The sequence below is a fragment of the Enterobacter mori genome (genome assembly GCF_025244905.1).
GTDB lineage: Bacteria > Pseudomonadota > Gammaproteobacteria > Enterobacterales > Enterobacteriaceae > Enterobacter > Enterobacter mori_A.
This window is the reverse complement of sequence record NZ_CP104285.1, coordinates 2,013,365-2,039,278: the sequence shown is the minus strand read 5'-3', so window position 1 is coordinate 2,039,278 and position 25,914 is coordinate 2,013,365. Positions and strand designations below refer to the sequence as shown.

At 55.3% G+C, this 25,914-nt stretch carries 25 protein-coding genes; 20 read left to right on the top strand and 5 right to left on the bottom strand.

Annotated features, from left to right (window positions below; genetic code table 11):
• Positions 1-26 precede the first annotated feature (26 nt).
• Positions 27-749: a dihydromonapterin reductase gene (gene folM / locus N2K86_RS09750; RefSeq protein WP_260661322.1), complete on the top strand. Its 723-nt coding sequence runs from the start codon at positions 27-29 to the stop codon at positions 747-749.
• Here folM and N2K86_RS09745 read toward each other — a convergent pair.
• The gene (locus N2K86_RS09745) at positions 746-1,081 is read right to left on the bottom strand and encodes a GlpM family protein (RefSeq protein WP_089599552.1); all 336 of its coding nucleotides are present in this window, start codon (positions 1,079-1,081) and stop codon (positions 746-748) included. The genes folM and N2K86_RS09745 overlap by 4 nt on opposite strands.
• A 128-nt stretch (positions 1,082-1,209) precedes the next feature.
• Between N2K86_RS09745 and rstA the strand changes: the two genes are divergently transcribed.
• The 4 genes from rstA (at position 1,210) to tus (ending at position 5,212) form a co-directional block, all read left to right on the top strand.
• A complete protein-coding gene (rstA, locus tag N2K86_RS09740; protein WP_260661321.1) occupies positions 1,210-1,926 on the top strand; it encodes a two-component system response regulator RstA in 717 nt (238 codons plus the stop codon).
• 422 nt (positions 1,927-2,348) lie between these two features.
• Positions 2,349-2,744, top strand: a complete 396-nt coding sequence (gene iraM / locus N2K86_RS09735) for an anti-adapter protein IraM (RefSeq protein ID WP_313771645.1) — start codon at positions 2,349-2,351, stop codon at positions 2,742-2,744.
• 166 nt (positions 2,745-2,910) lie between these two features.
• Positions 2,911-4,209 carry a two-component system sensor histidine kinase RstB gene (gene rstB / locus N2K86_RS09730; RefSeq protein ID WP_260661319.1) on the top strand — a complete coding sequence of 433 codons (1,299 nt, stop codon included), beginning with the start codon at positions 2,911-2,913 and terminating at the stop codon, positions 4,207-4,209.
• A 73-nt stretch (positions 4,210-4,282) separates the two neighbouring features.
• On the top strand, positions 4,283-5,212 hold the full coding sequence (gene tus, locus N2K86_RS09725) for a DNA replication terminus site-binding protein (RefSeq protein WP_260661318.1): 930 nt from the start codon (positions 4,283-4,285) through the stop codon (positions 5,210-5,212).
• Here the strand turns inward: tus and fumC are convergent, their stop codons facing one another.
• Together fumC and fumA are read right to left on the bottom strand one after the other, a co-directional pair.
• Entirely contained in the window at positions 5,213-6,607 is a 1,395-nt protein-coding gene (gene fumC / locus N2K86_RS09720; protein ID WP_260661317.1) for a class II fumarate hydratase, read from the bottom strand.
• Between the two features lie 183 nt (positions 6,608-6,790).
• Positions 6,791-8,437, bottom strand: coding sequence for a class I fumarate hydratase FumA (gene fumA, locus N2K86_RS09715; protein WP_260661316.1), 1,647 nt, complete (start codon positions 8,435-8,437; stop codon positions 6,791-6,793).
• A gap of 199 nt (positions 8,438-8,636) precedes the next feature.
• Between fumA and manA the strand changes: the two genes are divergently transcribed.
• Positions 8,637-9,812: a mannose-6-phosphate isomerase gene (gene manA, locus N2K86_RS09710; RefSeq protein WP_260661314.1), complete on the top strand. Its 1,176-nt coding sequence runs from the start codon at positions 8,637-8,639 to the stop codon at positions 9,810-9,812.
• A 99-nt stretch (positions 9,813-9,911) separates the two neighbouring features.
• Positions 9,912-11,426, top strand: coding sequence for a YdgA family protein (locus tag N2K86_RS09705; protein WP_260661313.1), 1,515 nt, complete (start codon positions 9,912-9,914; stop codon positions 11,424-11,426).
• 125 nt (positions 11,427-11,551) lie between these two features.
• Here the strand turns inward: N2K86_RS09705 and N2K86_RS09700 are convergent, their stop codons facing one another.
• A complete protein-coding gene (locus tag N2K86_RS09700) occupies positions 11,552-12,580 on the bottom strand; it encodes a Mal regulon transcriptional regulator MalI (protein ID WP_260661312.1) in 1,029 nt (342 codons plus the stop codon).
• Positions 12,581-12,758: 178 nt separating this feature from the next.
• Between N2K86_RS09700 and malX the strand changes: the two genes are divergently transcribed.
• The 3 genes from malX to add all read left to right on the top strand — a co-directional run bounded on the left by malX (position 12,759) and on the right by add (position 16,670).
• On the top strand, positions 12,759-14,351 hold the full coding sequence (malX, locus tag N2K86_RS09695; RefSeq protein WP_260661311.1) for a maltose/glucose-specific PTS transporter subunit IIBC: 1,593 nt from the start codon (positions 12,759-12,761) through the stop codon (positions 14,349-14,351).
• A gap of 48 nt (positions 14,352-14,399) precedes the next feature.
• Positions 14,400-15,572: a MalY/PatB family protein gene (locus N2K86_RS09690; protein WP_260661310.1), complete on the top strand. Its 1,173-nt coding sequence runs from the start codon at positions 14,400-14,402 to the stop codon at positions 15,570-15,572.
• Positions 15,573-15,668: 96 nt separating this feature from the next.
• Positions 15,669-16,670, top strand: coding sequence for an adenosine deaminase (add, locus tag N2K86_RS09685; protein WP_260661309.1), 1,002 nt, complete (start codon positions 15,669-15,671; stop codon positions 16,668-16,670).
• Positions 16,671-16,723: 53 nt separating this feature from the next.
• Here add and N2K86_RS09680 read toward each other — a convergent pair whose 3' ends face one another.
• On the bottom strand, positions 16,724-17,764 hold the full coding sequence (locus tag N2K86_RS09680) for an oxidoreductase (RefSeq protein ID WP_260661308.1): 1,041 nt from the start codon (positions 17,762-17,764) through the stop codon (positions 16,724-16,726).
• 241 nt (positions 17,765-18,005) lie between these two features.
• Here N2K86_RS09680 and blr point away from each other — a divergent pair, with 241 nt between their 5' ends.
• The 10 genes from blr (at position 18,006) to nth (ending at position 25,349) form a co-directional block, all read left to right on the top strand.
• Positions 18,006-18,131 carry a division septum protein Blr gene (blr, locus tag N2K86_RS09675; protein ID WP_168112406.1) on the top strand — a complete coding sequence of 42 codons (126 nt, stop codon included), beginning with the start codon at positions 18,006-18,008 and terminating at the stop codon, positions 18,129-18,131.
• Positions 18,132-18,352: 221 nt separating this feature from the next.
• On the top strand, positions 18,353-18,568 hold the full coding sequence (ydgT, locus tag N2K86_RS09670) for a transcription modulator YdgT (RefSeq protein WP_108416867.1): 216 nt from the start codon (positions 18,353-18,355) through the stop codon (positions 18,566-18,568).
• An 85-nt stretch (positions 18,569-18,653) separates the two neighbouring features.
• Positions 18,654-19,094 (top strand): DUF2569 domain-containing protein, encoded by a 441-nt coding sequence (locus tag N2K86_RS09665; protein WP_260661307.1) that lies wholly within the window; start codon positions 18,654-18,656, stop codon positions 19,092-19,094.
• A gap of 76 nt (positions 19,095-19,170) precedes the next feature.
• Positions 19,171-19,752 (top strand): electron transport complex subunit RsxA, encoded by a 582-nt coding sequence (gene rsxA / locus N2K86_RS09660; RefSeq protein ID WP_010430378.1) that lies wholly within the window; start codon positions 19,171-19,173, stop codon positions 19,750-19,752.
• Positions 19,752-20,330 (top strand): electron transport complex subunit RsxB, encoded by a 579-nt coding sequence (gene rsxB, locus N2K86_RS09655; RefSeq protein ID WP_042716342.1) that lies wholly within the window; start codon positions 19,752-19,754, stop codon positions 20,328-20,330. Before rsxA ends, rsxB begins: the two co-directional genes overlap by 1 nt.
• Positions 20,323-22,344, top strand: a complete 2,022-nt coding sequence (gene rsxC, locus N2K86_RS09650; protein ID WP_260661306.1) for an electron transport complex subunit RsxC — start codon at positions 20,323-20,325, stop codon at positions 22,342-22,344. The genes rsxB and rsxC overlap by 8 nt, the downstream gene beginning before the upstream one ends.
• Positions 22,345-23,397, top strand: a complete 1,053-nt coding sequence (rsxD, locus tag N2K86_RS09645; RefSeq protein ID WP_260661304.1) for an electron transport complex subunit RsxD — start codon at positions 22,345-22,347, stop codon at positions 23,395-23,397. It abuts the gene before it with no gap.
• A 10-nt stretch (positions 23,398-23,407) separates the two neighbouring features.
• Positions 23,408-24,028 carry an electron transport complex subunit RsxG gene (gene rsxG, locus N2K86_RS09640; RefSeq protein WP_260661302.1) on the top strand — a complete coding sequence of 207 codons (621 nt, stop codon included), beginning with the start codon at positions 23,408-23,410 and terminating at the stop codon, positions 24,026-24,028.
• Positions 24,029-24,030: 2 nt separating this feature from the next.
• Positions 24,031-24,717, top strand: coding sequence for an electron transport complex subunit E (locus N2K86_RS09635; RefSeq protein WP_260661301.1), 687 nt, complete (start codon positions 24,031-24,033; stop codon positions 24,715-24,717).
• Positions 24,714-25,349, top strand: a complete 636-nt coding sequence (nth, locus tag N2K86_RS09630; RefSeq protein ID WP_008500570.1) for an endonuclease III — start codon at positions 24,714-24,716, stop codon at positions 25,347-25,349. Before N2K86_RS09635 ends, nth begins: the two co-directional genes overlap by 4 nt.
• The last annotated feature ends 565 nt before the right edge of the window (positions 25,350-25,914 follow it).

Sequence of the window (25,914 nt, the reverse complement as noted above, 5' to 3'; positions counted from 1 at the left end):
ATTGTTGAACTGAAAAGGAGAATACGATGGGAAATGCACAACAGCGCCCAATACTGATCACCGGTGGAGGCCGTCGTATCGGCCTCGCCATTGCCCATCACTTTCTCAACCTTCGCCATCCGGTTATCGTCAGTTACCGCAGTGAATATCCCTCGATTGATGGATTACGAAAAGCCGGTGCGGTTTGCATTCAGGCCGATTTTTCAACCGATGAGGGGATTCTTGCCTTTGCTGAAAAGGTGAAGTCCACCACCCACGGGCTGCGCGCCATAATTCATAACGCCAGCGCCTGGCAGGCCGAAACGCCTGCGACACCGTTGAGCGACACGCTCGCCTGCATGCTGCAAATTCACGTTAACGCCCCCTATTTGCTTAACCATGCGCTGCAGGATCTGCTGCGCGGTCACGGGCACGCGGCGGGTGACATTATTCATTTCACCGATTATGTGGTGGAGCGCGGGAGCGACAAGCACATCGCCTATGCGGCCAGCAAAGCCGCGCTGGATAACATGACGCGCTCGTTTGCCCGCAAGCTGGCCCCCGAGGTGAAAGTGAACGCCATCGCCCCGGCGATGATTCTGTTTAACGAACACGATGATGCCGAGTATCGCCAGCAGGCGTTGAATAAGTCGCTGATGAAAATCGCCCCGGGCGAAAAAGAGGTGATCGACCTTATCGATTATCTGCTCACCAGCTGCTACGTTACGGGCAGAACCTTCTCCGTGGACGGAGGACGCCCGCTTCGCTAGTGAAAGCGGCTCCAGAAGAAGATCAGTACCCAGGCGCTGAGGCTCCAGCAGACCACTGCCCCGCCCAGCGCCAGCGGAAGCCGCATAAAACCGGTGAAGTACCACAGCGACAGCAGGTAGAGAAAATACGGGATGATGGACCACATTCCGAACACAATGGTGGCCCGCAGCGCTTCAATGCCACGCTCAGACGCTACGATGTAGTGCGCAATTAGCGCAAAGGTCGGAAAGAGCGGAATCAACCCGGCAATGTAGTAATTCTTCGTTTTCGCCAGCACCCCAATCAACAACACCACCAGCGCACCCAGCGCGGCTTTAATCAGCAGCCCCATCATTTTTTCCATAACAATCAAGAAACAATATGAGGCAGAATAACGGAACTGGCGTTAATTTTGAAAGATTAATGGAAGGTTAAGGTTGTGCGGTGTATGTTGGCTTTTTTCGCGATAACAGACGCAGTATGAATAAGATTGTTTATGTAGAAGATGAACCCGAAGTGGGACAATTGATCGCTGCTTACCTGGGTAAACACGATATGGACGTCATCGTTGAGCCTCGCGGCGATCGTGCTGAAGAGGTCGTGCTACGCGAAAACCCGGATCTGGTGCTGCTGGACATTATGCTGCCCGGCAAAGATGGCATGACGCTCTGTCGAGATCTCCGCAGCCAGTGGGAAGGGCCTATCGTGCTGTTGACCTCTCTGGATAGCGACATGAACCATATTCTGTCTCTTGAGATGGGCGCTAACGACTACATTCTCAAAACCACGCCGCCAGCCGTTCTGCTGGCCCGGCTGAGGCTTCATTTGCGCCAGCGCGCCAGCAGCGAACGTGAAACGCCTGCGCCGTCACTGACGCCGCACAAAGCGATGCGGTTTGGTACCTTATCCATCGATCCCATTAACCGTCAGGTGCTACTCTCTGGCGAGCTTATCGCTCTCTCCACCGCGGACTTTGACCTGCTGTGGGAGCTGGCAACGCATGCCGGGCAAATCATGGACCGCGACGCCCTACTGAAAAACCTGCGCGGCGTCAGCTATGACGGAATGGATCGCAGCGTGGACGTCGCGATTTCGCGCCTGCGTAAAAAGCTGCAGGATAATGCCACCGAGCCATACCGCATTAAAACCGTGCGTAATAAGGGTTATTTGTTCGCCCCACACGCCTGGGAAACCTGATTTTCCAGCGCTCCTGAAGGCGCTAAGTAAAGGGGGAAACAGTAACGCCCCTTTACTATTTTTTTTGCGTGACGGGGATAAAATTTGACATCGCGTTACGCCATTTAACCCGTAATAACCTTTCATTAATGCCTCTTAATCTTCTATTTACTCCCTTATCCAGGAACGTAAACAAAAACATATCTAATGCGTTCTGTCCGTGAAGCTCTATATAACGCCATTGTGAAGCATCCTTCTTTGATCAAAAATCCACCACTTAATTCATTATTAGATTTCATTTTTTTGTTGAAATTTCCTTAATCAGCCATTATCCATATGAAAGAAAAGGAAATACATTTCACAAATCAAAAATAGTGATCATTTTCAATTGGTTACATGTTTGCCGAAAGCTAATTTACGTGCTAAACCTTATATCCATCAACATGGTTAATGATAGAGGTATCGCGATGTCATGGAGAGTGATTAGCTCGGTAATTTGCCCAAACACTGGAATTGTTTATTCAAGCATTCAGGGTCTTAAGTTTCTTAAGCTGATCATATGGTATGAAAGTGATGTGTTTTTATATCCCGGAGACAGAATATACCCGACAAAGAATGGCATTTTTATTAATGGTACTTATAGCCCAATCGCGCTATACAACGTTTCACCTTACAATGAGACCCTATGGAGCGAAATAAAAGACAAAATGGCCTGCCCGTTTAATAAAAACCTCGAGGAGGATATATGTTCATACGCTCTGCATTGCAACGCACGTAAATGTCCGCACGGATTTGTCACCAATCCATTAATTGTGGCCGCAAGTAAAAACGGGCATTAGCTGCGAACGTAAGGCGTGCTGAACACCCTTTGCGTCGGACAGTCATGGACATTACCCGGGATCAGAATGTGCTTCTGAACCAAAGAGACGGGGGTTACACTAGCGTGTCCCATAGCGCTCTTTCCCGGAACGGGGGCACTAAGCCTGTGTATGTTGGTGGTATTCCATGAAAAAGCTGTTTGTGCAGTTTTATCTTTTGCTGTTTGTCTGCTTCCTGGTGATGACCATGCTGGTCGGGCTGGTCTATAAATTCACCGCCGAACGTGCGGGCCGGCAGTCGCTGGACGATCTGATGAAAAGTTCGCTCTATCTGATGCGCAGCGAATTGCGTGAAATTCCCCCGCACGACTGGGCGAAAACCCTCAAAGAGCTGGATTTAAATCTGTCGTTCGATCTGCGCATCGAGCCATTAAAAGATTTCGATTTAGATGCCCACACCATGCAGCGTTTGCGTGACGGGGACATTGTGGCGCTGGATGAAAAGTACACTTTTATCCAGCGTATTCCGCGCAGCCATTACGTGCTGGCCGTCGGGCCGGTGCCTTATCTGTATTATCTGCATCAGATGCGCCTGTTAGACCTCGCCCTGCTGGCGTTTATTGCCATTTCACTGGCTTTTCCGGTGTTTATCTGGATGCGTCCTCACTGGCAGGACATGCTGAAACTGGAATCCGCCGCGCAGCGTTTTGGTGAGGGTCATCTTACCGAGCGGATTCATTTCGACAGCGGTTCCAGTTTCGATCGCCTTGGCATTGCGTTTAACCAGATGGCCGATAACATTAACGCCTTGATTGCCAGCAAGAAACAGCTGATCGACGGGATTGCTCACGAGTTGCGTACCCCGCTGGTTCGCCTGCGCTATCGCCTGGAGATGAGTGAGAACCTGACCGAGGCGGAGAATCAGGCGCTGAATCGCGACATTGGCCAGCTTGAAGCGCTGATTGAGGAGCTGCTGACCTACGCGCGCCTCGATCGCCCGCAAAACGAACTGAACCTCAGCACGCCGGATCTGCCCGTCTGGTTACAGGTGCATATTGATGATGTGCAGAGCGTTAATCCCCAACGCACGCTGTTGACGACGGTAACCCCCGGGGATTACGGCGCGCTGGATATGCGCCTGATGGAGCGCGTGCTGGATAACCTGATGAATAACGCCATGCGCTACAGCGAGAGTACGCTGCGGATTGGCCTGGATTTGCAGGGCAATCAGGCGAGCCTGACGGTAGAGGATGACGGACCGGGAATTACCCCGGAAGCACGAGAAACCGTGTTTGAACCCTTTGTCCGCCTCGATCCCAGCCGCGATCGCGCCACCGGAGGCTGTGGCCTTGGGCTGGCGATTGTCTACTCTATCGCCCAGGCGATGGGCGGCACGGTGCATTGCGAAGAGAGCGAGCTCGGCGGGGCGCGCTTCTGCTTTAGCTGGCCGGTGTACCATAACATCGCCCTTCCCATCCCTGCCTGACCTCAACCGCACGCTGGCCTGACCTGGCGTGCTGTGCTATATGATAAGTATGTTGTAACTAATGAGAGTGTTTATGGCGACCTACGATCTCCTCGAACGGCTGAACAGTACCTTTCGCGAAATAGAACACGAGCTACTCGCCCTGACAGAACGTTTGCAGACCTGCCGCCTGCTGGCCGCGCGCGTCTTTACTCTGCCTGATGTAGCCAAAGGGGCGGAGCACGATCCGCTGAATACCATCGAAGTGAAGCAACATATCGGCAACGCTGCATTTGAGCTGGCGATGAAACACTATCGCCACCTTTTTATCCAGCAGCAGTCTGAAAACCGCAGCAGTAAGGCGGCCGTGCGGCTGCCTGGCGTGATCTGCCTGCAAACGGATGCGACAACGCGTGAAGCGCTGGAAGGCCAGATTACCCACATCAACACCCTGAAAGCGGCATTTGAAAAGATCGTCACCGAAGAGTCGGGCCTCGCCCCTGCCGCACGGTTTGAGTGGGTGCACCGTCAGCTTCCGGGGTTGATTACCCTGAATGCCTATCGCACGCTGACGGTACTGCGTCATCCCGCCACGCTGCGCTTCGGCTGGGCCAATAAGCACATCATTAAAAACTTCACCCGGGATGAGATTCTGGCACAGCTTGAGAAAAGCCTGAAAGCACCGCGTACCGTTGCCCCCTGGTCTCGCGAGCAGTGGATTGAGCGTCTGGAGCAAGAGTATCACAGCATCGCCTCGCTACCGGCGGATACGCGCCTCAAAATTAAGCGCCCAGTGAAGGTTCAGCCTATCGCCCGCGTCTGGTATTCCGGTCAGCAAAAACAGGTGCAGTACGCCTGTCCGACGCCGCTGATAGCGCTCTATGATGCCGATCAGGGGGCTATCGTGCCGGATATCGGTGAGCTATTGAATTACGATGCTGAAAATGTCCAGCACCGTTACAGACCTCAGGCGCAGCCGCTACAGCTGATTATTCCTCGGCTGCACCTGTATGTGGCGGGATAATTATTTCAGGCTGCCAACCATCGCCTCCGGGCGAACCCAGGCGTCGAACTCGGCCTCCGTCAGATAACCCAGCGCCAGGGCGGAGGCTTTCAGCGTTAATCCCTCTTTATGCGCTTTTTTGGCGATCTCGGCGGCTTTGTCGTAGCCGATATGGGTATTCAGCGCCGTCACCAGCATCAGAGATTCATTGAGCAGCTGGCTGATGCGCTCGCGATTCGGCTCAATCCCTACCGCGCAGTGCTCGTTAAAGCTTTCCATCCCGTCCGCCAGCAGACGAATCGATTGCAGAACGTTGTGGATCACCATCGGGCGATAGACGTTTAGCTCAAAGTTGCCGGACGCACCGCCCAGGTTGACGGCCACGTCGTTGCCCATCACCTGACAGCAGAGCATGGTCATGGCTTCGCACTGGGTCGGGTTCACTTTACCCGGCATGATGGAGCTGCCCGGCTCGTTTTCCGGAATGCTGATTTCACCGATGCCGCAGCGCGGGCCCGAGGCCAGCCAGCGCACGTCGTTGGCGATTTTCATTAATGATGCCGCCAGCCCTTTCAGTGCCCCGTGGGTGTGGACCAGCGCATCGCAGGTCGCCAGCGCTTCGAACTTGTTGGGTGCCGTCACAAACGGCTGACCGGTGATGTTTGCCAGTTCTTCAGCCACGCGCACCGCATATTCCGGATGAGTATTTAACCCGGTACCCACCGCCGTACCGCCGAGCGCCAGCTCCGCCAGATGCGGCAGGCTGTAGTCGATGTGCTTCAGGTTGTGTTCCAGCATCGCCACCCAGCCGGAAATCTCCTGCCCGAGCGTCAGGGGCGTGGCGTCCTGCAGGTGCGTACGGCCAATTTTGACGATGTCGCGGAAGGCCTGCGCCTTCTCGTTGAGCGTAGTTTTGAGCACGTTGAGCTGCGGGACAAGCTGCTCGCGGATAGCAATCACCGCCGCCACGTGCATCGCCGTCGGGAAGACGTCGTTAGAACTCTGGCTTTTGTTGACGTCATCGTTCGGATGGACCTTACGCTCCATGCCGCGTACGCCGCCCAGCAGTTCACTCGCCCGGTTCGCCAGCACTTCGTTCATGTTCATATTGCTCTGGGTACCGGAACCGGTCTGCCAGATCGCGAGGGGGAATTCGTCGGGATGCTTGCCTGCCAGCACTTCATCGGCGGCGTTGATGATGGCCGTGGCTTTGTCGGCGTCAAGCAGCCCTAAATCCTGATTCACTTTGGCGGCAGCGCGTTTGGTCAGCGCCAGCGCCTGGATCAGCGAGACGGGCATTTTTTCGGTCGAGATACGGAAATGCTCCAGCGAACGCTGGGTTTGCGCGCCCCATAGCTTGTCGGCGGGGACGTCGATGGCGCCCATCGAGTCTTTCTCATGGCGTACCGTGGTCATTACTTTCTCCTTGATAACAAAGATGGGATTGCTCACATGCTTAAGAGATAAGTATTGATGACTTCTGACAAACGTTATGGCGCTTTGTGCGCTCTTTTTGGTGTCGGGTGGCGCTGACGCTTACCCGACCTACCAGACTCGTAGGCCGGGTAAGGCGCAGCCGCCACCCGGCAATTTACAGAATTACTTCACACACGCCGAGCACTGGGAAGACTGGATCTGCTTAAAGAAGTCGTTACCTTTGTCATCCACCAGGATAAACGCCGGGAAGTCTTCCACTTCTATTTTCCAGATCGCTTCCATACCCAGTTCCGGGTATTCCACGCACTCCAGGCTCTTGATGCTGCCCTGCGCCAGGACCGCTGCCGGGCCGCCGATGCTGCCGAGGTAGAAGCCGCCGTGCTTGTGGCAGGCGTCCGTCACCTGCTGGCTGCGGTTGCCTTTCGCCAGCATGATCATGCTACCGCCGTTAGCCTGCAGCTGGTCAACATAGGAATCCATACGGCCTGCCGTGGTTGGACCTAACGAGCCGGAGGCATAGCCTTCAGGCGTTTTCGCCGGGCCTGCGTAGTAGATCGGGTGATCTTTAATGTACTGCGGCAGCCCTTCGCCGTTGTCCAGACGCTCTTTCAGCTTCGCGTGTGCGATGTCGCGGCCCACGATAATCGTGCCGTTCAGGGAAAGACGGGTCGAGACCGGATACTGCGAAAGCTGCGCCAGAATCTCTTTCATCGGACGATTCAGGTCCACGCGAACCGCTTCCCCCTCGCCCGCTTTGCGCAGCTCTTCCGGGATGTATTTGCCCGGGTTGTTCTCCAGCTTCTCGATCCAGATGCCGTCACGGTTGATCTTCGCCTTGATGTTACGATCCGCCGAGCAGGACACGCCCATGCCCACCGGGCAGGACGCGCCGTGGCGCGGCAGACGGATCACACGAATGTCGTGCGCGAAGTATTTGCCGCCAAACTGTGCGCCCAGCCCCAGGTTCTGCGCTTCGGTCAGCAGTTCCTGCTCAAGCTGCACGTCGCGAAATGCCTGGCCGTGTTCGTTCCCTTCGGTCGGCAGCCCGTCGTAGTATTTGGTCGACGCCAGCTTGACGGTTTTCAGCGTGCTTTCCGCCGAGGTACCGCCGATCACGAAGGCGATATGGTACGGCGGACACGCTGCGGTGCCGAGGGTACGCATTTTCTCAACCAGGTAGTTTTTCAGCTTGCCCGGGGTGAGCAGCGCTTTGGTTTCCTGGTAGAGGTAGGTTTTGTTAGCCGAACCGCCGCCCTTGGCGATGCAGAGGAATTTGTACTCGTCACCGTCGACGCTGTAGAGGTCAATCTGAGCAGGCAGGTTGGTACCGGTGTTGACCTCTTTGTACATATCCAGCGCCGCGTTTTGCGAGTAGCGCAGGTTATCTTCGATATAGGTGTTGTAGACGCCGTGCGCCAGCGCCGCTTCATCTCCGCCGCCGGTCCAGACGCGCTGGCCTTTTTTGCCGGTGATAATTGCGGTCCCCGTATCCTGGCAGGTCGGCAGAATGCCCTTCGCCGCGATATCCGAATTACGCAGGAACTGCAGCGCAACGTACTTATCGTTCTCGCTGGCCTGCGGATCGCTCAGGATATCGGCAACCTGCTGCTGATGCGCCGGGCGGAGCATGAACGAAGCATCGTGGAAGGCCTGCTGCGCCATCAGCGTCAGCGCCTGCGGGTCAACTTTGAGGATCTCCTGTCCCTCAAACTCAGAGACAGAAACGTAATCGCGGGTTAACAGATAATACTCGGTGTGATCCTTACTAAGGGGAAAAGGATCCTGATAATGAAAGGGTTTGTTCGACATTGTTCTCTCACTTACTGCTTCGGTCTGATTGTTCAGGGCAGATGTTCCGCTGCCCGGCTTAAAAGCGAGTCAGCTTATCCTACACAATTTTTTAACAAAAACTGAGACTAGTACGACTTTTTACATCCGCAGGTTACTTCCACGCGGTTTATTGCTTTAATACCCGGAGTTAATTCCACATTTGAATCAGGGCTTGATAATGCAAAAACTCATCAACTCAGTGCAAAACTACGCCTGGGGAAGTAAAACTGCGTTAACGGATCTCTACGGTATCGCCAACCCGGACAACCTGCCGATGGCAGAGCTGTGGATGGGCGCGCACCCGAAGAGCAGCTCAAAAATAACAGACGCCAGCGGCCAGGTACGCAGCCTGCGCGACGTGATTGATGCCGATAAAGCCGCACTGCTGGGCGACAAGGTTGCCACTCGTTTTGGCGAACTGCCGTTCCTGTTTAAGGTACTGTGCGCCGACCAGCCGCTCTCCATTCAGGTTCACCCGAACAAGAAAGCCTCTGAAATCGGCTTTGCGAAAGAGAACGCGGCGGGTATTCCATTAGACGCGGCTGAACGTAACTACAAAGATCCGAACCACAAGCCGGAGCTGGTATTTGCTCTCACCCCTTTCCTGGCGATGAACGCGTTCCGCGAGTTTTCGGAGATCGTTTCTCTGCTGCAACCTGTCGCGGGTGCCAACAAAGCTATCGCCCACTTCCTGGAAAACCCGAACGCGGACGCGCTGAGCCAGCTGTTCGCCAGCCTGCTGAATATGCAGGGCGAAGAAAAAGCCCACGCGCTGGCAGTGCTGAAAGCAGCACTGAACAGCCAGCAAGGTGAGCCGTGGGAGACTATCCGTCTGATTTCCGAATTCTACCCGGACGACAGCGGCCTGTTCTCTCCTCTGCTGCTGAACGTGGTGAAGCTGAACCCGGGCGAAGCAATGTTCCTGTTTGCCGAAACCCCGCACGCCTACCTGCAGGGCGTCGCGCTTGAAGTGATGGCCAACTCGGATAACGTGCTGCGCGCGGGCCTGACGCCAAAATACATCGATATCCCTGAGCTGGTCGCTAACGTGAAGTTCGTGGCGAAGCCTGCCGACGAGCTGCTGACTCAGCCGGTGAAAAACGGCGCAGAGCTGGACTTCCCGATCCCGGTTGAGGATTTTGCGTTTTCTCTGCACGATCTGAGCCAGGCCGAAACCGCCATCGCGCAGGAGAGCGCGGCAATCCTGTTCTGCGTTGAAGGCGAAGTGACGCTGCAGAAAGGCCAACAGCGTCTGGTGCTCAAGCCGGGCGAATCGGCTTTTGTTGCAGCGAACGAGTCGCCGGTTAGCGTGAGCGGCACCGGTCGTCTGGCGCGCGTTTTTAATAAGCTATAAGCACTTACTGAATTTTTTAACAACTCTTGCTAAGCTAGTTTTAGGCTTTATATCTCCGGGCGGTTTTTACCGCCTGGTTTCATTTTAGGGATAGTCGCAATGAAAAAATCGGTCGTAGCGGTTGGAGTGATTGTAGCGTTAGGCGTGGTCTGGACGGGTGCCTCCTGGTTTACCGGGAAACAGCTAGAAGGCCGTCTGGCTGAGATGGTCGCGCAGGCTAACGGAGAGATTAAGCGCAGCGCGCCAGAGGCAGGCATTGAGCTTAGCTATCAGAACTATCAGCGCGGCGTGTTTACCAGCCATATGCAGATGGTGGTGAAACCTGTAGCAGGAAACGCCAACGCCTGGCTGAAGCCAGGCCAGAGCGTGGTGCTGGATGAAGTGGTCAGCCACGGTCCGTTCCCGCTGGCGCAGTTAAAATCGTTTAATCTGATCCCATCAATGGCGTCCGTTCACACGGTGCTGGTGAATAACGACGTCACCAAGCCGCTGTTTGATCTGGCAAAAAATACCTCGCCTTTCGAAATCAATACTCGCATCAGCTATGCCGGTGACACGAGTTCCGATATTGCGCTGAAAGCGCTGAACTATGAGAAAGAGAACGAGAAGGTCGCCTTCAGCGGAGGCAACTTCAAACTTGACGCTGACCGCGAAGGAAACGTGTTCTCTCTGACCGGCGAAGCAGAAAGCGGTGTGGTGAACGCGGTTAACGAATATAACCAAAAGGTTCAGCTCAGTTTCAACAACCTGAAAGCCGACGGCAACAGCCGTATGACCGATTTTAAAGAGCGTATTGGCGATCAGAAGCTCTCTCTCGATAAGATTGCAATCGCGGTTGAAGGTAAAGAGATGGCCGTGCTGGAAGGCATGGACGTGAACGGCAAATCTGAAATTTCCAAAGACGGTAAGAATATCAATACGCAGCTGGATTACGCCCTGAAGAGCATGAAGGTGCAAAATCAGGATCTGGGGACCGGAAAATTAACGCTGAAGATCGGCAATATCGACGGCCAGGCGTGGCACGAGTTTAGCCAGAAATACAGCAAAGAGAGCCAGGCGCTGCTGACCGATGCCGCACTGCAGCAGAACCCGGAAGTGTACCAGCAGCAGGCGATGGCAGTGCTGTTCAACAACCTGCCGATCCTGCTGAAAGGCGAGCCGGTGGTAACCGTCGCGCCGCTGAGCTGGAAAAACAGCAAAGGCGAAACCAACTTTAACCTGTCTCTGTTCCTGAAAGATCCTGCAACCGCAACGGGTGAACCGCAGACGCTGGCGCAGGAAGTGGATCGCAGCGTGAAGTCACTCGAGAGCAAGCTGACCATCCCAATGGACATGGCGACCGAGTTTATGACCCAGATTGCGAAGCTTGAAGGTTACGGCGATGAAGACGCTGGCAAACTGGCGAACCAGCAGGTGAAAGGTCTGGCGGCAATGGGCCAGATGTTCCGCATCACTAAAGTGGAAGACAACACGATTTCCACCAGCCTGCAGTATGCCAACGGCCAGGTAACTCTGAACGGCGATAAAATGCCGCTTGAAGATTTTGTCGGCATGTTTGGTATGCCAGCTCTGGGGATGCCGGAACCGGCTGAACCGGCGGCACCGCAACAGTAAACGTCAAAACCCCTCTTATGAGGGGTTTTTTATTGCCGGGTGGCGCTGACGCTTACCCGGCCTACGATTCCGGGCCGTTGTAGGCCCGTGCAAGCGCAGCGCCGCCGGGCGATGTGCAGCGAAGATTATTTCACCGTCACTAACCGCGCCGCCACAATCTGGTGCCCGGCCTGCACATCCGTATTGTCGATGCGCTGCATGATCCTGTCCGCCAGCGTGTAGCCCATCTCGCGCGCGGGGGTAGTGGCCCAGACGATGGGCAGATCGTCGAGCGCGTTTTCACCGACGTCGGCGAACGCCCCCAGCGCCACCTGGTGCCCGAAGAAGGTTTCCACCCCGCCCTCGCCGCTCTGACGACCAGCGCGGATCAGGCCAAACCAGGCACCCATCGCAATCACATCGTTGTAGCAAATCACGGCGCTGATCGTCGGGCTGCTTCGCAGTAGCGCGCCTATCGCTTCCGCCGCCATCTTCTGGCTGGATCCACATTCCACCACCCACTCACTGTGGAACGGCAGCCCGTATTTAATCAGCGTCGAACAGTAGCCGCCTACCCGCTCGGCGCGCGTAAGGGACGAACTTTTACCGCCAAGCCAGGCAATGCGCTGATGCCCGCGACGAATAAGATGCTCGGTCAACATTTGCGCGGCCTGCATATTATCCGGGCGCAGCGTGTCGGCTTCATCAAGGTAGCTGGCACGTGAGGCAAAGACCAGCGGCACACCTTTTTCGGCGGCACGCTCGCACAGTTCGCTACCCACGCCCGACGCCCCGGCGACGATCACCCCGTCCACCCCCTGGTTTAGCAGCATATCGAGCCGGGAGAGAAGCTGATCGGCCTCGCGCCCGCCGTGCAGCAGAAAGACCATCCGCCCCTGCGCTTCAAGCGCTTCGGTTAGACCGGCGGTCAGCTCGGCATAGAACGGTGACGTCAGGTCGCGAACGATCAGGCCAATCACCCCGCTTTGCCCGCCGCGCAGCGCTGAAGCCTGGCGGTTACGCACAAAGCCCAGTTGCTCAACCGCCTCATTGACCCGCTGTCCGGTGGCGGGAGAGATACGCCCCTTCCCGCTTAAAACCAGCGACACCGTGCTGACGGAAACGCCAGCCGCGAGGGCAACATCATTGATGGTGATCTTTTTCGCTACAGCCATGGGTTGGCGTGACTCCCTGATAATGAGATCGGTAAAACGTTTTATCAATACGATATCTTTATACTATCAGTCAAAGCCTGAGAATGTGATTTAGCGCGCACTAAACTTTGATAAAACGTTTTATCTTCTCGCAGCATTGAAGCAGATAAACTGATTTTAACAATAAAGGAGTCGTTTTATGACGGCGAAAGCAGCACAAAAAATATCGCTGTGGGAATTTTTCCAGCAACTGGGTAAAACCTTTATGCTGCCCGTGGCACTCCTCTCATTCTGCGGGATCATGCTGGGGATCGGCAGCTCCCTGAGCAGTCATGACGTTGTTACGCTGATCCCGTTCCTCGGCAACCCGGTGCTGCAGGCGATCTTCATCTGGATGAGCAAAGTCGGCTCCTTTGCGTTTAGCTTCCTGCCCGTCATGTTCTGCATCGCCATCCCGCTGGGCCTGGCGCGCGAAAATAAAGGCGTGGCCGCCTTTGCGGGCTTCGTGGGCTACGCGGTGATGAACCTTGCGGTTAACTTCTGGTTGACCGCAAAAGGCATTCTGCCTACCACCGACGCTGCCGTACTGAAAGCCAATAATATCCAGAGCGTGATTGGTATTCAGTCCATCGACACCGGGATCCTCGGTGCGGTGATCGCGGGTGTGATTATCTGGATGCTGCACGAACGTTTCCACAATATCCGCCTGCCGGATGCTCTGGCCTTTTTCGGCGGCACCCGCTTTGTGCCGATTATCACCCTCGTGGTAATGGGTCTGTTTGGTCTGATCATTCCGCTGATCTGGCCTGTTTTCGCGATGGGTATCACCGGTATTGGTCGCATCATTAACGGCGCGGGTGATTTCGGTCCGATGATCTTCGGTACCGGTGAACGTCTGCTGCTGCCGTTTGGTCTGCAGCACATTCTGGTAGCCCTGATTCGCTTCACCGAAGCGGGCGGGACGATGGATGTATGCGGTCACGACGTGAGCGGTGCGCTGACGATCTTCCAGGCGCAGCTGAGCTGCCCAACCACCCACGGCTTCTCTGAGAGCGCAACCCGTTTCCTGTCTCAGGGCAAAATGCCTGCCTTCCTCGGCGGCCTGCCGGGTGCGGCGCTGGCGATGTACCACTGTGCTCGTCCGGAAAACCGTCATAAAATTAAAGGCCTGCTGATTTCCGGCGTGATCGCCTGCGTCGTTGGCGGCACAACCGAGCCAATCGAATTCCTGTTCCTGTTCGTCGCGCCGGTGCTGTACCTCATTCACGCCGTGCTGACCGGTCTGGGCTTCACCGTGATGGCGGTGCTCGGCGTCACCATCGGTAACACTGACGGCAACGTGATTGACTTCGTGGTGTTCGGGATCCTGCACGGCTTGTCCACTAAGTGGTATCTGGTGCCGGTCGTGGCGGCAATCTGGTTTGCGGTGTACTACGGCATCTTCCGCTTCGCCATCACCCGCTTTAACCTGAAAACACCGGGCCGTGATGCTGAAACAGCGACCAGCGTTGAACAAGCGGTTGCAGGGACGGTAGGAAAATCGGGTTACAACACCCCTGCCATTCTGGCAGCGCTGGGCGGCGCGGATAACATCACCTCGCTGGATAACTGCATTACCCGCCTGCGCCTGTCGGTGGCGGATATGTCGAAAGTGGATACCCATGCGCTGAAAGCTAACCGCGCCATCGGTGTGGTACAGTTAAATCAGCATAATTTGCAGGTGGTTATCGGCCCGCAGGTGCAGTCGGTAAAAGATGAGCTGGCAACGCTGATGCGAACAGTCGAAGCCTGATGCCTCCCCCCCTCACCATGAGGGGGTTTTACGTTAAGGATGAGCGTTATGTTTGATTTCTCGACCGTCGTGGATCGTCACGGCACCTGGTGCACCCAGTGGGATTACGTTGCCGACCGCTTTGGCGCGGCCGATCTGCTGCCCTTCACTATCTCGGATATGGATTTCGCCACCGCCCCTTGTATCACCGACGCGCTGCATCAGCGCATCGATCACGGCGTGTTTGGCTACAGCCGCTGGAAAAACGATGAGTTTCTGGCTGCCGTCGCGCACTGGTTCCAGCAACGCTTTAACAGCCGTATCGATACCGAATCCGTCGTTTATGGCCCTTCCGTCATCTACATGGTGTCAGAGCTGATCCGTCTCTGGTCGCAACCCGGCGACGGCGTGGTGGTTCATACTCCGGCGTACGATGCGTTTTATAACGCCATCGAAGGCAACGCGCGCCACGTCGTTCCGGTCGCGATGGTGAAACAGGCGAGCGGCTGGATGGGTGATATGGCCGCGCTGGAAACGGCCCTGGCGAAACCAGAAAACAAAATTTTGCTGCTGTGTAGCCCGCAAAATCCAACCGGTAAGGTCTGGACGCGGGATGAGCTGACGCAGATGGCGGAACTGTGCGCACGTTATGACGTAGCGGCGATCAGCGATGAAATTCATATGGACATGGTGTGGGCAAAACATCATCACACACCGTGGAATGAGGTAGCTCGCGGCAAATGGGCGCTCCTCACCTCCGGCTCGAAAAGCTTTAATATTCCGGCGCTGACCGGGGCTTACGGGCTGATCGGCGATGAAGCGAGCCGCACTGGTTACCTCCGCGCGCTTAAAGGCCGTGACGGACTCTCTTCCCCTTCCGTGCTGGCGCTGACGGCGCATATCGCCGCCTATCAGCAGGGAGCGCCATGGCTGGATGCCTTGCGGAGTTATCTGGAAGAGAATCTGTTGTTTATCGCGCAGGAATTAAACCGCGCTTTTCCGAAACTGAACTGGCAGCCGCCGGAAGCAACCTATCTGGCCTGGATTGACCTGCGCCCGCTGAACATTGACGACAAGGCGCTGCAAAAAGTGCTGATTGAACAGAAAAAAGTGGCGATCATGCCGGGATACACCTATGGAGAAGAGGGTAATGGCTTCGTGCGCCTGAACGCAGGCTGCCCGCGCAGCAAGCTTGAACAAGGGGTGCAACGCCTCATCGCCGGAATCGCTACCCTGCTGTAATGCTATTGCGCAACGGAATATTCCCTTGCGCAAATAGCTTTTTACCCCGTTTTGTTTTTATAATATGGCGCACTTTAACCAGCAAAGAGTGCGACCATGATTGATACACGCCTGCCTTTAACTGATATTCATCGTCACCTTGACGGTAACATTCGTGCCCAAACCATCCTCGATCTTGGCCGCCAGTATAATTTAACGCTTCCCGCTCAAACGATTGAAACCCTGATCCCCCATGTTCAGGTCACATCCAATGAGCCGGATCTGGTCAGCTTCCTGAGCAAACTTGACTGGGGCGTGAAAATGCTGGCCTCGCTGGATGCCTGCCGCCGCGTGGCGTTCGAAAACATCGAAGACGCCGCCCGTAACGGCCTGCATTACGTCGAACTGCGCTTCTCGCCGGGCTACATGGCGATGACCCACAACCTGCCCGTTGCAGGCGTGGTGGAAGCCGTCATTGAAGGCGTCCGCGAAGGGTGTAAAGCTTTCGACGTTCAGGCACGTCTGATTGGCATCATGAGCCGCACCTTCGGTGAAGCGGCTTGCCTTCAGGAGCTGGACGCATTGCTGGCGCATCGTGACCAGATCACCGCTGTTGACCTCGCCGGGGATGAACTGGGCTTCCCGGGTAGCCTGTTCCTCTCCCACTTCAATCGCGCACGTGACGCAGGCTGGCACATTACCGTTCATGCGGGTGAAGCGGCAGGCCCGGAAAGCATCTGGCAGGCCATTCGCGAACTGGGCGCAGAGCGTATCGGCCACGGGGTGAAAGCCGTCGAAGATCGTGCCCTGATGGATTTCCTGGCGGAGCAGCGTATCGGGATAGAGTCGTGCCTGACGTCTAACATTCAGACCAGCACCGTGGCAACGCTGGCGCATCACCCGCTAAAAACGTTCCTCGAGCACGGCGTTCTGGCCTCGCTGAACACCGACGATCCGGCGGTACAGGGCGTGGATATCATCCACGAGTACAACATCGCCGCGCCGCAGGCGGGCCTGAGCCGCGAGCAGATCCGCCAGGCGCAGATTAACGGGCTGGAAATTGCGTTCCTGACGCCTGAAGAGAAACAGGCGCTTCGGGATAAGGTGGCAACCGCGTAAACCCTTGCCGGGTGGCGGCTACGCCCTACCCGGCCTACAAAAACATGTAGAACTTATGCCAGACAGAGCGTGGCGCGATGTTTGGCAGACTCAATGCCCAACTCAATCAACTCCATGATCTGAATCGCCTGGCTGGCCGGAACCGGATTCTCCCCCGTACCGTTGAGCGCATCACGGATAGCCGCGTAATAAGCCGGATAGTTACCTGGGATGGTCAGCAGCGTTTCCTGAACCAACTCGTCGCCTTCCGCGCGCGTCAGCACGCCATCGCGCATGTCGTAGCCCCAGTCCTCTTGCGGCAAACGCTCACCGTTTTTCAGGCGGTCCTCCTGCGGATCCAGACCAAACTTCACGAAGCTGCCGCGCGTACCATGAAGGATATAGCGCGCCGATTCCGCGGCGGCGAGCATCGTCCCGTGCAGTACGACACGACGCTGCGGATAGCTCAAAACGGCGTGGAAGTAATCTGTCGTCTGCGCGCCAGGCCGAAGCTGCGCCAAATCAACCGTCATACTTACCGGCAGACCAAACAGATTTACGGCCTGATCGAGCAAATGCGGCGCTAAGTCATACCAGATACCGCTTCCGGGGCCCGCCTGTTCACGCCAGCGGTTACGCACCTGCGGACGAAAGCGGTCAAAATGAGATTCAAAATAGCCTATTTCACCAAGCGTACCTTCACTAAGCAGGGCTTTCACCGTCAGGAAATCGCTGTCCCAACGCCGGTTATGGAAGACGGACAGCAGCCTTCCAAGACTTCTTGCCAGTGCATCCAGCTCACGCGCCTGTGACAGCGTCACGGTAAAGGGTTTATCGACCACAACATGTTTACCCGCGTCCAGCGCCGCTTTAGCTAACGGAAAGTGCGTGTCGTTTGGGGTAGGAATGACGATGACGTCAATATTAGGATCGTTGAAAAGATGTTTAGGTTCAGAAACAACCGGAACGCCTGGCCAGTCGGCATGTACTTTGGCGGCATCACTGCTCGAAACCGCCCCCAGCGACATTCCCGGTGTCCCGCTAATCAGAGGCGCGTGAAAGGTTTTACTCGCGTAACCATAGCCAATCAGCCCGACACGGATATTTTCACTCATCAAAGTGCCCTCCTGTCATTATCTTATTTCACACTGGCTTTACGGGTATTACTACACATTAATAATGTGTCATATGCCTTAAAATAGCACCTTGCACCAGATGTTTTTGTTACAAGGATGTAACTCACTGAGATTGATTAAGGGTATCGTTCCCAAACCGCTTGCCGAGGTCAGTGCTGCACGGTAACATTTGCAATCTGTATTTATGGATAAATCACAAACACGAGTCATGTCATCAATAATTAATCGAATCATTGAATTAGCGGGATGGATTGTCCTTGGGGTTTCGGTCATTTTGCTTGGCGTTGCCAGCCATATCGATAACTACCAACCGCCAGAGCCTGTCACCGTCGCACAACCGAAGTAACGCCCTCGTGACACATTCTGTCAGTTGCATATTGCCAGCCGTGTTGAACAGGGTTAACCTTCACTTCCAGGCATCGTCTGATGCCTGAATCTTTCAGCAAAGAAAACTCCTAATTTCGTCACATTACCTGAGTGGGCTGTTTACGTCTTTATTTATCCGTTTATTATTCGAACGAATTACCGACACGGGTATTACTCACTTTTATATGGAAACTTATTAACATGACAGTTCAGGACTATTTATTAAAATTTCGCAAGATCAATTCCCTTGAGAGCCTGGAAAAACTGTTTGACCATCTAAACTACACGCTGTTGGATAATCACGAAATTATCAATATGTATCGCGCCGCTGACCATCGCCGGGCTGAACTGGTCTCCGGTGGCCGTTTGTTCAACGTCGGGGAAGTGCCGAAGTCCGTATGGCGTTACGTTTTATAAGAAAGTAGCCATCCGCGCGAAATGTTATATACTCTCCGCCCTGCAAATTTCTGTATACCCTTTCGCGCAGACTATGGGAGAAAGCATGACCGTATCGCCTGGAGAAAGAATTGGAGGCTGGTTAATCGCCCCACTGGCATGGCTGCTGGTTGCATTATTAAGCGCATCGCTTGCGCTGTTACTCTATACTACCGCGCTGATCACACCTCATGCCATTCAGACCCTGATGTCGCAAAGTGTGCTTAATATTGCGTTGTGGTTTGCTTCGTTCGTCTTCGCCATCGGGATGTGGTACTACACGCTCTGGTTGACCATTGCGTTCTTTAAGCGCCGCAAAAGTGTGCCAAAACATTATATTATCTGGCTGCTAATTTCCGTGCTGCTGGCGGTGAAAGCCTTTGCTTTTTCTCCGGTTTCTGACGCGCTAGCGCTTCGCCAGCTGTTATTCCCGTTACTGGCTGCTGCGCTGCTGGTCCCTTACTTCAAGCGTTCGACGCGGGTGAAGAAAACCTTCGTGAACCCGTAATAACCTTACTGTTAACCTGTTGTCGCCTGTCGTGCTTTGTCCGATAATAGGCGGCTTTTTTATTTCAGGCTGAATAATGACCGATTACTTACTGCTCTTTGTCGGCACTGTGCTGGTTAACAACTTCGTTCTGGTGAAGTTTCTTGGCCTGTGTCCTTTTATGGGGGTTTCCAAAAAACTGGAGACCGCGATGGGCATGGGGCTGGCGACAACCTTCGTCATGACGCTGGCGTCCATCTGCGCATGGTTGATTGATACCTGGATCCTGATCCCGCTGGACATGATCTATTTACGCACCTTGTCCTTTATTCTGGTCATTGCGGTCGTCGTGCAATTTACCGAAATGGTGGTGCGCAAAACCAGCCCGGCGCTCTATCGCCTGCTGGGTATCTTCCTGCCGCTGATCACCACCAACTGTGCCGTACTCGGGGTGGCGTTGCTTAACATCAACCTCGGGCATAACTTCATGCAATCGGCGCTGTACGGCTTTTCTGCCGCCGTCGGTTTCTCACTGGTCATGGTTCTGTTTGCCTCTATTCGTGAACGTCTGGCTGCAGCGGATATTCCCGCGCCCTTCCGCGGAAACGCCATTGCACTGGTGACGGCAGGTTTGATGTCTCTGGCCTTTATGGGCTTTAGTGGTCTGGTGAAGTTGTAATGAGTGCTATCTGGATTGCCATCGCCTCCATCAGCGTACTGGGGTTGGTGTTTGGCCTGATTCTGGGCTACGCCTCCCGCCGTTTCGCGGTTGAGGACGATCCCGTTGTGGAAAAAATTGACGAGCTGCTGCCACAAAGCCAGTGCGGGCAATGTGGCTACCCCGGCTGCCGGCCTTACGCCGAGGCGGTAGGCGTGCAGGGTGAAAAAATCAACCGCTGTGCACCCGGTGGTGAAGCGGTGATGCTCAAAATTGCCGCCCTGCTTAACGTTGATCCGCAGCCTGTCGACGGCGATGCCGAGGTGCAGGAGCCGGTTCGCGCCCTCGCGGTGATCGACGAAGCGAACTGCATCGGCTGCACCAAATGTATTCAGGCCTGCCCTGTAGATGCCATTGTGGGCGCAACCCGCGCCATGCACACCGTTGTTGCCGATCTGTGCACCGGCTGTAACCTTTGCGTGGCCCCCTGCCCAACGCAGTGCATAGAACTGCGCCCGGTTGAAACGACTACCGAAAGCTGGAAATGGGATCTTCAGACCATTCCGGTTCGCAATATTCCTGTGGAACAACATGCTTAAGTTATTTTCTGCTTTCAGAAAAGATAAGATTTGGGACTTCGACGGCGGTATCCATCCCCCGGAGATGAAAACCCAGTCAAACGGTACGCCGCTGCGACAAACTCCGCTGGCGACGCGTTACGTCATGCCACTTAAACAGCATATCGGCGCGGAAGGCGAACTCTGCGTAAAAGAAGGCGATACCGTTCTTCGCGGCCAGCCGCTGACCTTTGGTCGGGGACGGATGCTGCCGGTACACGCCCCAACCTCCGGTAAAGTGGTGTCTATCGCCCCACATACCGTCGCGCACCCTTCAGCGCTGTCTGAACTGAGCGTGATTATTGAAGCCGACGGCGAAGACCGCTGGATCGACCGTGACGGCTGGAGTGATTACCGTTCCCGCAGCCGCGAAGAGTTGATTGAACGCGTTCATCAGTTCGGCGTTGCCGGACTTGGCGGCGCAGGTTTCCCGACGGGTACCAAACTGCGCGGCGGTGGCGACAAGATTAACACGCTGATCATCAACGCCGCGGAATGCGAACCTTATATCACCGCCGATGACCGTTTGATGCAGGACTGTGCCGCCCAGGTGGTGGAAGGTATTCGCATCCTCGCCCATATTCTGCAGCCACGAGAAGTGCTGATCGGCATTGAAGACAATAAACCGCAGGCCATTTCCATGCTGCGGGCCGTGCTGGCAGGGTGCCATGATATTAGCCTGCGCGTAATCCCGACCAAATACCCGTCTGGCGGCGCAAAGCAGCTGACCCAGATCCTCACCGGTAAACAAGTACCGCACGGTGGCCGCTCCTCTGACATCGGCGTGCTGATGCAAAACGTCGGTACGGCGTATGCGGTAAAACGCGCGGTGATTGACGGCGAGCCGCTAACCGAGCGCGTGGTGACGCTGACCGGGGAATCGATTTCTCGTCCGGGCAACGTCTGGGCGCGTCTGGGTACACCGGTGCGTCATCTGCTGGAGCAGGCCGAGTTTTGCCCTGGCAGCGACCAGATGGTGATCATGGGCGGCCCGCTGATGGGGTTTACCCTGCCGTGGCTGGATGTCCCGGTCGTCAAAATTACTAACTGTCTGCTCGCCCCCTCTCCGACCGAGATGGGTAATGAACAGGAAGAAAAAGGCTGCATCCGCTGCAGCGCCTGTGCTGATGCCTGCCCGGCGGATCTGCTCCCGCAGCAGCTGTACTGGTACAGCAAAGGCCAACTGCACGACAAAGCGCAAGCCCACAATCTTGCCGACTGCATTGAATGCGGTGTCTGCGCCTGGGTCTGTCCAAGCAATATTCCGCTGGTGCAATACTTCCGTCAGGAGAAGGCTGAGATTTATGCCATCTCAATGGAAGAGAAACGCGCAGCCGAAGCCAAAGCGCGCTTTGAAGCCCGTCAGGCGCGTCTCGAACGCGAGAAAATCGCCCGCCAGGAGCGCCATAAGCAGGCCGCTGTTCAGCCTGGTGAGAAAGATCAGGATGCGATCAACGCCGCACTGGCGCGCGTTCGCGAGAAAAAAGCGACCGCGGCGCAGCCTGTGATGATCCCGGCCGGCGAGAAACCGGATAACAGCGAAGCGATTGCGGCACGCGAAGCGCGCAAGGCACAGGCCCGCGCCCGTCAGGCAGAGAAAGCAGAAACTGCCGAGCCGGAAACGGGCGTCGATCCGCGTAAAGCGGCGGTTGAAGCGGCTATTGCTCGTGCCAAAGCCCGTAAAGCTGGACAGCAGGACGTGGTTGTTGAGAAAGACGCTGAGGATCCGCGAAAAGCTGCCGTCGAAGCGGCCATCGCACGTGCGAAAGCGCGCAAAACAGCACAGCAGGCGCAAATAGTTGAGCCTGAAGTGCCGGTTGACCCTCGCAAAGCCGCTGTCGAAGCCGCCATCGCTCGGGCCAAAGCGCGCAAAGCCGCCCAGCAGGAGGAGCAGCCGCAGGCCACAAACGATGATCCACGCAAAGCCGCCGTCGCCGCCGCGATTGCGCGCGTTCAGGCGAAGAAAGCCGCACAACAAGCAGTTAACGAGGATTAAATGGTTTTCAGAATCGCAAGTTCCCCTTACACCCATAACCAGCGCCAGACATCGCGCATCATGATGCTGGTCTGCCTGGCGGCGTTGCCAGGCATCGCCGTTCAGTTCTGGTTTTTCGGCTGGGGAACCCTTTTCCAGTTAGTCCTTGGCTGCGCCAGTGCGTTAGCGGCGGAAGCACTCGTGTTGAAGCTGCGAAAAATGGCGGTCTCCCGCATTCTCGCTGACAACTCCGCGTTACTGACCGGGCTGCTGCTGGCGATCAGTATTCCACCGTTTGCCCCATGGTGGATGGTGGTGCTCGGTACCGTGTTTGCGGTGATTATCGCCAAGCAGCTGTATGGCGGACTCGGGCATAACCCGTTTAACCCGGCAATGATCGGCTACGTTGTTCTACTGATCTCCTTCCCGGTGCAGATGACCAGCTGGTTGCCACCCCATGAAATTGCCGCCACGGTTCCTGGCTTTATGGATGCCCTACACGTTATCTTTACCGGCCATACCGCGATCGGCGCTGATATGAACGCGCTGCGTATGGGCGTGGACGGTATCAGCCAGGCAACGCCTCTCGATACCTTTAAAACGTCCCTGCATACCGGGCACAGCGTTGAGCAGATCATGAAATCCGCCATCTACAGCGGCGTGCTGGCAGGTGCTGGCTGGCAGTGGGTCAACCTTGCGTATCTGCTGGGCGGCCTGTTCCTGCTGCAGCAAAAAGCGATCCGCTGGCATATTCCCGTGAGCTTTCTCATGACGCTGGCAGTCTGTTCGACGCTGGGCTGGGTCTTCTCTCCTGAATCACTGGCCAGCCCGCAGATGCATCTGCTCTCCGGCGCGACCATGCTGGGTGCATTCTTTATTCTTACCGACCCGGTTACGGCGTCCACCACCAATCGTGGCCGTCTGATCTTCGGCGCGCTGGCGGGTCTGCTGGTGTGGCTGATTCGCAGCTTTGGCGGTTATCCGGATGGGGTAGCGTTCGCCGTCCTGCTCGCCAACATTACCGTTCCGCTCATCGACTACTACACGCGTCCGCGCGTGTACGGTCATCGCTAAGGGTTTCGCCATGTTAAAGACCATGCAAAAACACGGCGTCACGCTGGCTATTTTCGCTGCGGTACTGACCGGCCTGACGGCGCTGGTGAACGAACTGACCAAATCGACGATTGATGAGCAGGCGGCGAAGCAGCAAAAAGCGCTGTTTGATCAGGTGATCCCGTCTGACTTCTACGATAATAACCTGCAGAAAAGCTGCTTTGTTGTAGAAGCGCCGCAGCTTGGGAAGGGCTCGCACCGCGTCTTTATCGCCCGCAAAGGGGACCGGCCGGTGGGTGCAGTCATGGAAACCACCGCACCCGACGGTTATTCCGGAGCCATTCAACTGCTCGTCGGCAGCGATTTTTCCGGTACCGTACTGGGTACCCGTGTGACAGAGCATCACGAAACGCCGGGCCTTGGCGATAAAATTGAAACGCGCTTAAGCGACTGGATTTTGCACTTTGCCGGTAAAGTGATCCACGGCGAAAATGACGCAGCGTTTGCGGTGAAGAAAGACGGCGGTGAGTTCGACCAGTTCACGGGCGCGACCATCACGCCGCGCGCCGTGGTTAACGCCGTAAAACGCGCCGGGCTGTATGCCGAAACGCTGCCTGCGCAGATTAACAATCTTCCGGCCTGTGAGGAGTAACCATGAGCCAGGTTAAAGACGTTATTGTTCAGGGACTGTGGAAGAACAACTCCGCGCTGGTGCAGCTTCTGGGAATGTGTCCACTGCTGGCCGTCACCTCTACTGCGACCAACGCACTCGGACTGGGGCTGGCAACCACCCTGGTGCTGACCCTGACCAACCTCTCCATTTCCGCCCTGCGCCGCTGGACGCCTTCGGAGATCCGTATTCCGATTTACGTCATGATCATCGCGTCGGTGGTGAGTATCGTTCAGATGCTGATTAACGCTTACGCGTTTGGCCTGTATCAATCGCTTGGGATCTTCATTCCGCTGATCGTGACTAACTGTATTGTGGTCGGGCGTGCCGAGGCGTTTGCCGTGAAGAACAGCCCGGCGATGTCAGCGCTTGACGGTTTCGCCATCGGTATGGGGGCGACAGGTGCCATGTTTGTCCTCGGCTCGCTTCGTGAGATCCTCGGCAACGGTACGCTGTTTGACGGTGCAGATGCGCTGCTGGGCGGCTGGGCAAAAGCGTTGCGTATTGAAGTGTTCCACACCGATACGCCATTCCTGCTGGCCATGCTGCCGCCAGGTGCTTTTATTGGCCTTGGCATGATGCTGGCGATAAAATACCTGATTGATGAAAAACGTAAGCGCCGCGCGGCTGAGCGTAGCGTTCTGGAAGGGACACCCGAGAAGGCTTCATGAACAAAGAAAAGCGCATTGCGATCCTGACCCGTCTGCGGGACGAGAACCCGCACCCGACGACGGAGCTGAATTTTACCTCCCCGTTTGAGCTGCTGATCGCCGTGTTGCTCTCTGCGCAGGCTACCGATGTCAGCGTCAATAAAGCCACTGCCCTGCTCTATCCGGTGGCCAATACGCCAAAGGCGATGCTTGAGTTAGGCGTCGAAGGCGTGAAGTCGTATATCAAAACCATCGGCCTGTTTAACAGCAAGGCCGAGAACGTGATCAAAACCTGCCGGATTTTGCTGGAACAGCACGGAGGCGAAGTGCCGGAGGATCGCGCCGCGCTGGAGGCACTGCCCGGCGTCGGACGCAAAACGGCGAACGTGGTACTGAATACGGCGTTCGGCTGGCCGACTATCGCCGTCGATACGCACATTTTCCGCGTATCTAACCGCACCAACTTTGCGCCAGGTAAAAACGTTGAACAGGTAGAAGAGAAGTTATTAAAAGTCGTTCCGGCGGAATTTAAGGTCGACTGCCATCACTGGCTGATTTTGCATGGCCGCTATACCTGCATCGCACGCAAGCCTCGCTGCGGCTCCTGCATCATCGAAGATCTTTGCGAATATAAAGAAAAAGTCTATCCCTGATCGCTTTAGCGTTTTTCACTCCTGAATCAAAACCATACAAAAGGAAGGCCATCTACATACCTTCCTTTTGACCGTAATTTGTCCGCTTTTGCGCTACCCTACCTTATGGATTGTTCGGCCATTTAACACCCAAACAGGTTAATAGTTTTTTTATCACCAAAAATTTCTATACATCTGTGATCAAGATCACTCTGATAACGTCATGTTGGATTTTTGTTGTCAAACCCCTCGCAAAACCATTGCCCGACAAGAATTAATCGTTCATTTACCGCATATAAGACCAGTCATTTTTCGGATTATGGGCTATATCACTACATTAAAGGCCAAATAGCAGAACATATCGCCATTGCGGGCGAAAAAGGGGTTTTGGGTAGTGAAAAAAACCAGTAAAACGCAACGGATGAAATTTAACGCTGAATAACATTTGCGTGACCCGTGGATTATACCACCCCAGTTAAATGTAACAGAGTATTTCAAACATATTGCCAGATGGGTCAGGATAGTGAACATTACCCGCCGTTTCCCCTCCCAATATAACTATAAAGCGGATGGACTACGGTCATCA

Coding starts and splice junctions, on each gene's coding strand:
- tus (WP_260661318.1), top strand. CDS start 4,283: ATGGCGACCTACGATCTCCTCGAACGGCTGAACAGTACCTTTCGCGAA.
- rsxB (WP_042716342.1), top strand. CDS start 19,752: ATGAGTGCTATCTGGATTGCCATCGCCTCCATCAGCGTACTGGGGTTG.
- rsxG (WP_260661302.1), top strand. CDS start 23,408: ATGTTAAAGACCATGCAAAAACACGGCGTCACGCTGGCTATTTTCGCT.
- N2K86_RS09665 (WP_260661307.1), top strand. CDS start 18,654: ATGACCGTATCGCCTGGAGAAAGAATTGGAGGCTGGTTAATCGCCCCA.
- N2K86_RS09745 (WP_089599552.1), bottom strand. CDS start 1,081: ATGGGGCTGCTGATTAAAGCCGCGCTGGGTGCGCTGGTGGTGTTGTTG.
- rstA (WP_260661321.1), top strand. CDS start 1,210: ATGAATAAGATTGTTTATGTAGAAGATGAACCCGAAGTGGGACAATTG.
- nth (WP_008500570.1), top strand. CDS start 24,714: ATGAACAAAGAAAAGCGCATTGCGATCCTGACCCGTCTGCGGGACGAG.
- N2K86_RS09700 (WP_260661312.1), bottom strand. CDS start 12,580: ATGGCTGTAGCGAAAAAGATCACCATCAATGATGTTGCCCTCGCGGCT.
- fumA (WP_260661316.1), bottom strand. CDS start 8,437: ATGTCGAACAAACCCTTTCATTATCAGGATCCTTTTCCCCTTAGTAAG.
- rstB (WP_260661319.1), top strand. CDS start 2,911: ATGAAAAAGCTGTTTGTGCAGTTTTATCTTTTGCTGTTTGTCTGCTTC.
- ydgT (WP_108416867.1), top strand. CDS start 18,353: ATGACAGTTCAGGACTATTTATTAAAATTTCGCAAGATCAATTCCCTT.
- rsxD (WP_260661304.1), top strand. CDS start 22,345: ATGGTTTTCAGAATCGCAAGTTCCCCTTACACCCATAACCAGCGCCAG.
- folM (WP_260661322.1), top strand. CDS start 27: ATGGGAAATGCACAACAGCGCCCAATACTGATCACCGGTGGAGGCCGT.
- malX (WP_260661311.1), top strand. CDS start 12,759: ATGACGGCGAAAGCAGCACAAAAAATATCGCTGTGGGAATTTTTCCAG.
- N2K86_RS09705 (WP_260661313.1), top strand. CDS start 9,912: ATGAAAAAATCGGTCGTAGCGGTTGGAGTGATTGTAGCGTTAGGCGTG.
- N2K86_RS09680 (WP_260661308.1), bottom strand. CDS start 17,764: ATGAGTGAAAATATCCGTGTCGGGCTGATTGGCTATGGTTACGCGAGT.
- iraM (WP_313771645.1), top strand. CDS start 2,349: ATGGTTAATGATAGAGGTATCGCGATGTCATGGAGAGTGATTAGCTCG.
- manA (WP_260661314.1), top strand. CDS start 8,637: ATGCAAAAACTCATCAACTCAGTGCAAAACTACGCCTGGGGAAGTAAA.
- N2K86_RS09690 (WP_260661310.1), top strand. CDS start 14,400: ATGTTTGATTTCTCGACCGTCGTGGATCGTCACGGCACCTGGTGCACC.
- N2K86_RS09635 (WP_260661301.1), top strand. CDS start 24,031: ATGAGCCAGGTTAAAGACGTTATTGTTCAGGGACTGTGGAAGAACAAC.
- add (WP_260661309.1), top strand. CDS start 15,669: ATGATTGATACACGCCTGCCTTTAACTGATATTCATCGTCACCTTGAC.
- fumC (WP_260661317.1), bottom strand. CDS start 6,607: ATGACCACGGTACGCCATGAGAAAGACTCGATGGGCGCCATCGACGTC.
- rsxC (WP_260661306.1), top strand. CDS start 20,323: ATGCTTAAGTTATTTTCTGCTTTCAGAAAAGATAAGATTTGGGACTTC.
- rsxA (WP_010430378.1), top strand. CDS start 19,171: ATGACCGATTACTTACTGCTCTTTGTCGGCACTGTGCTGGTTAACAAC.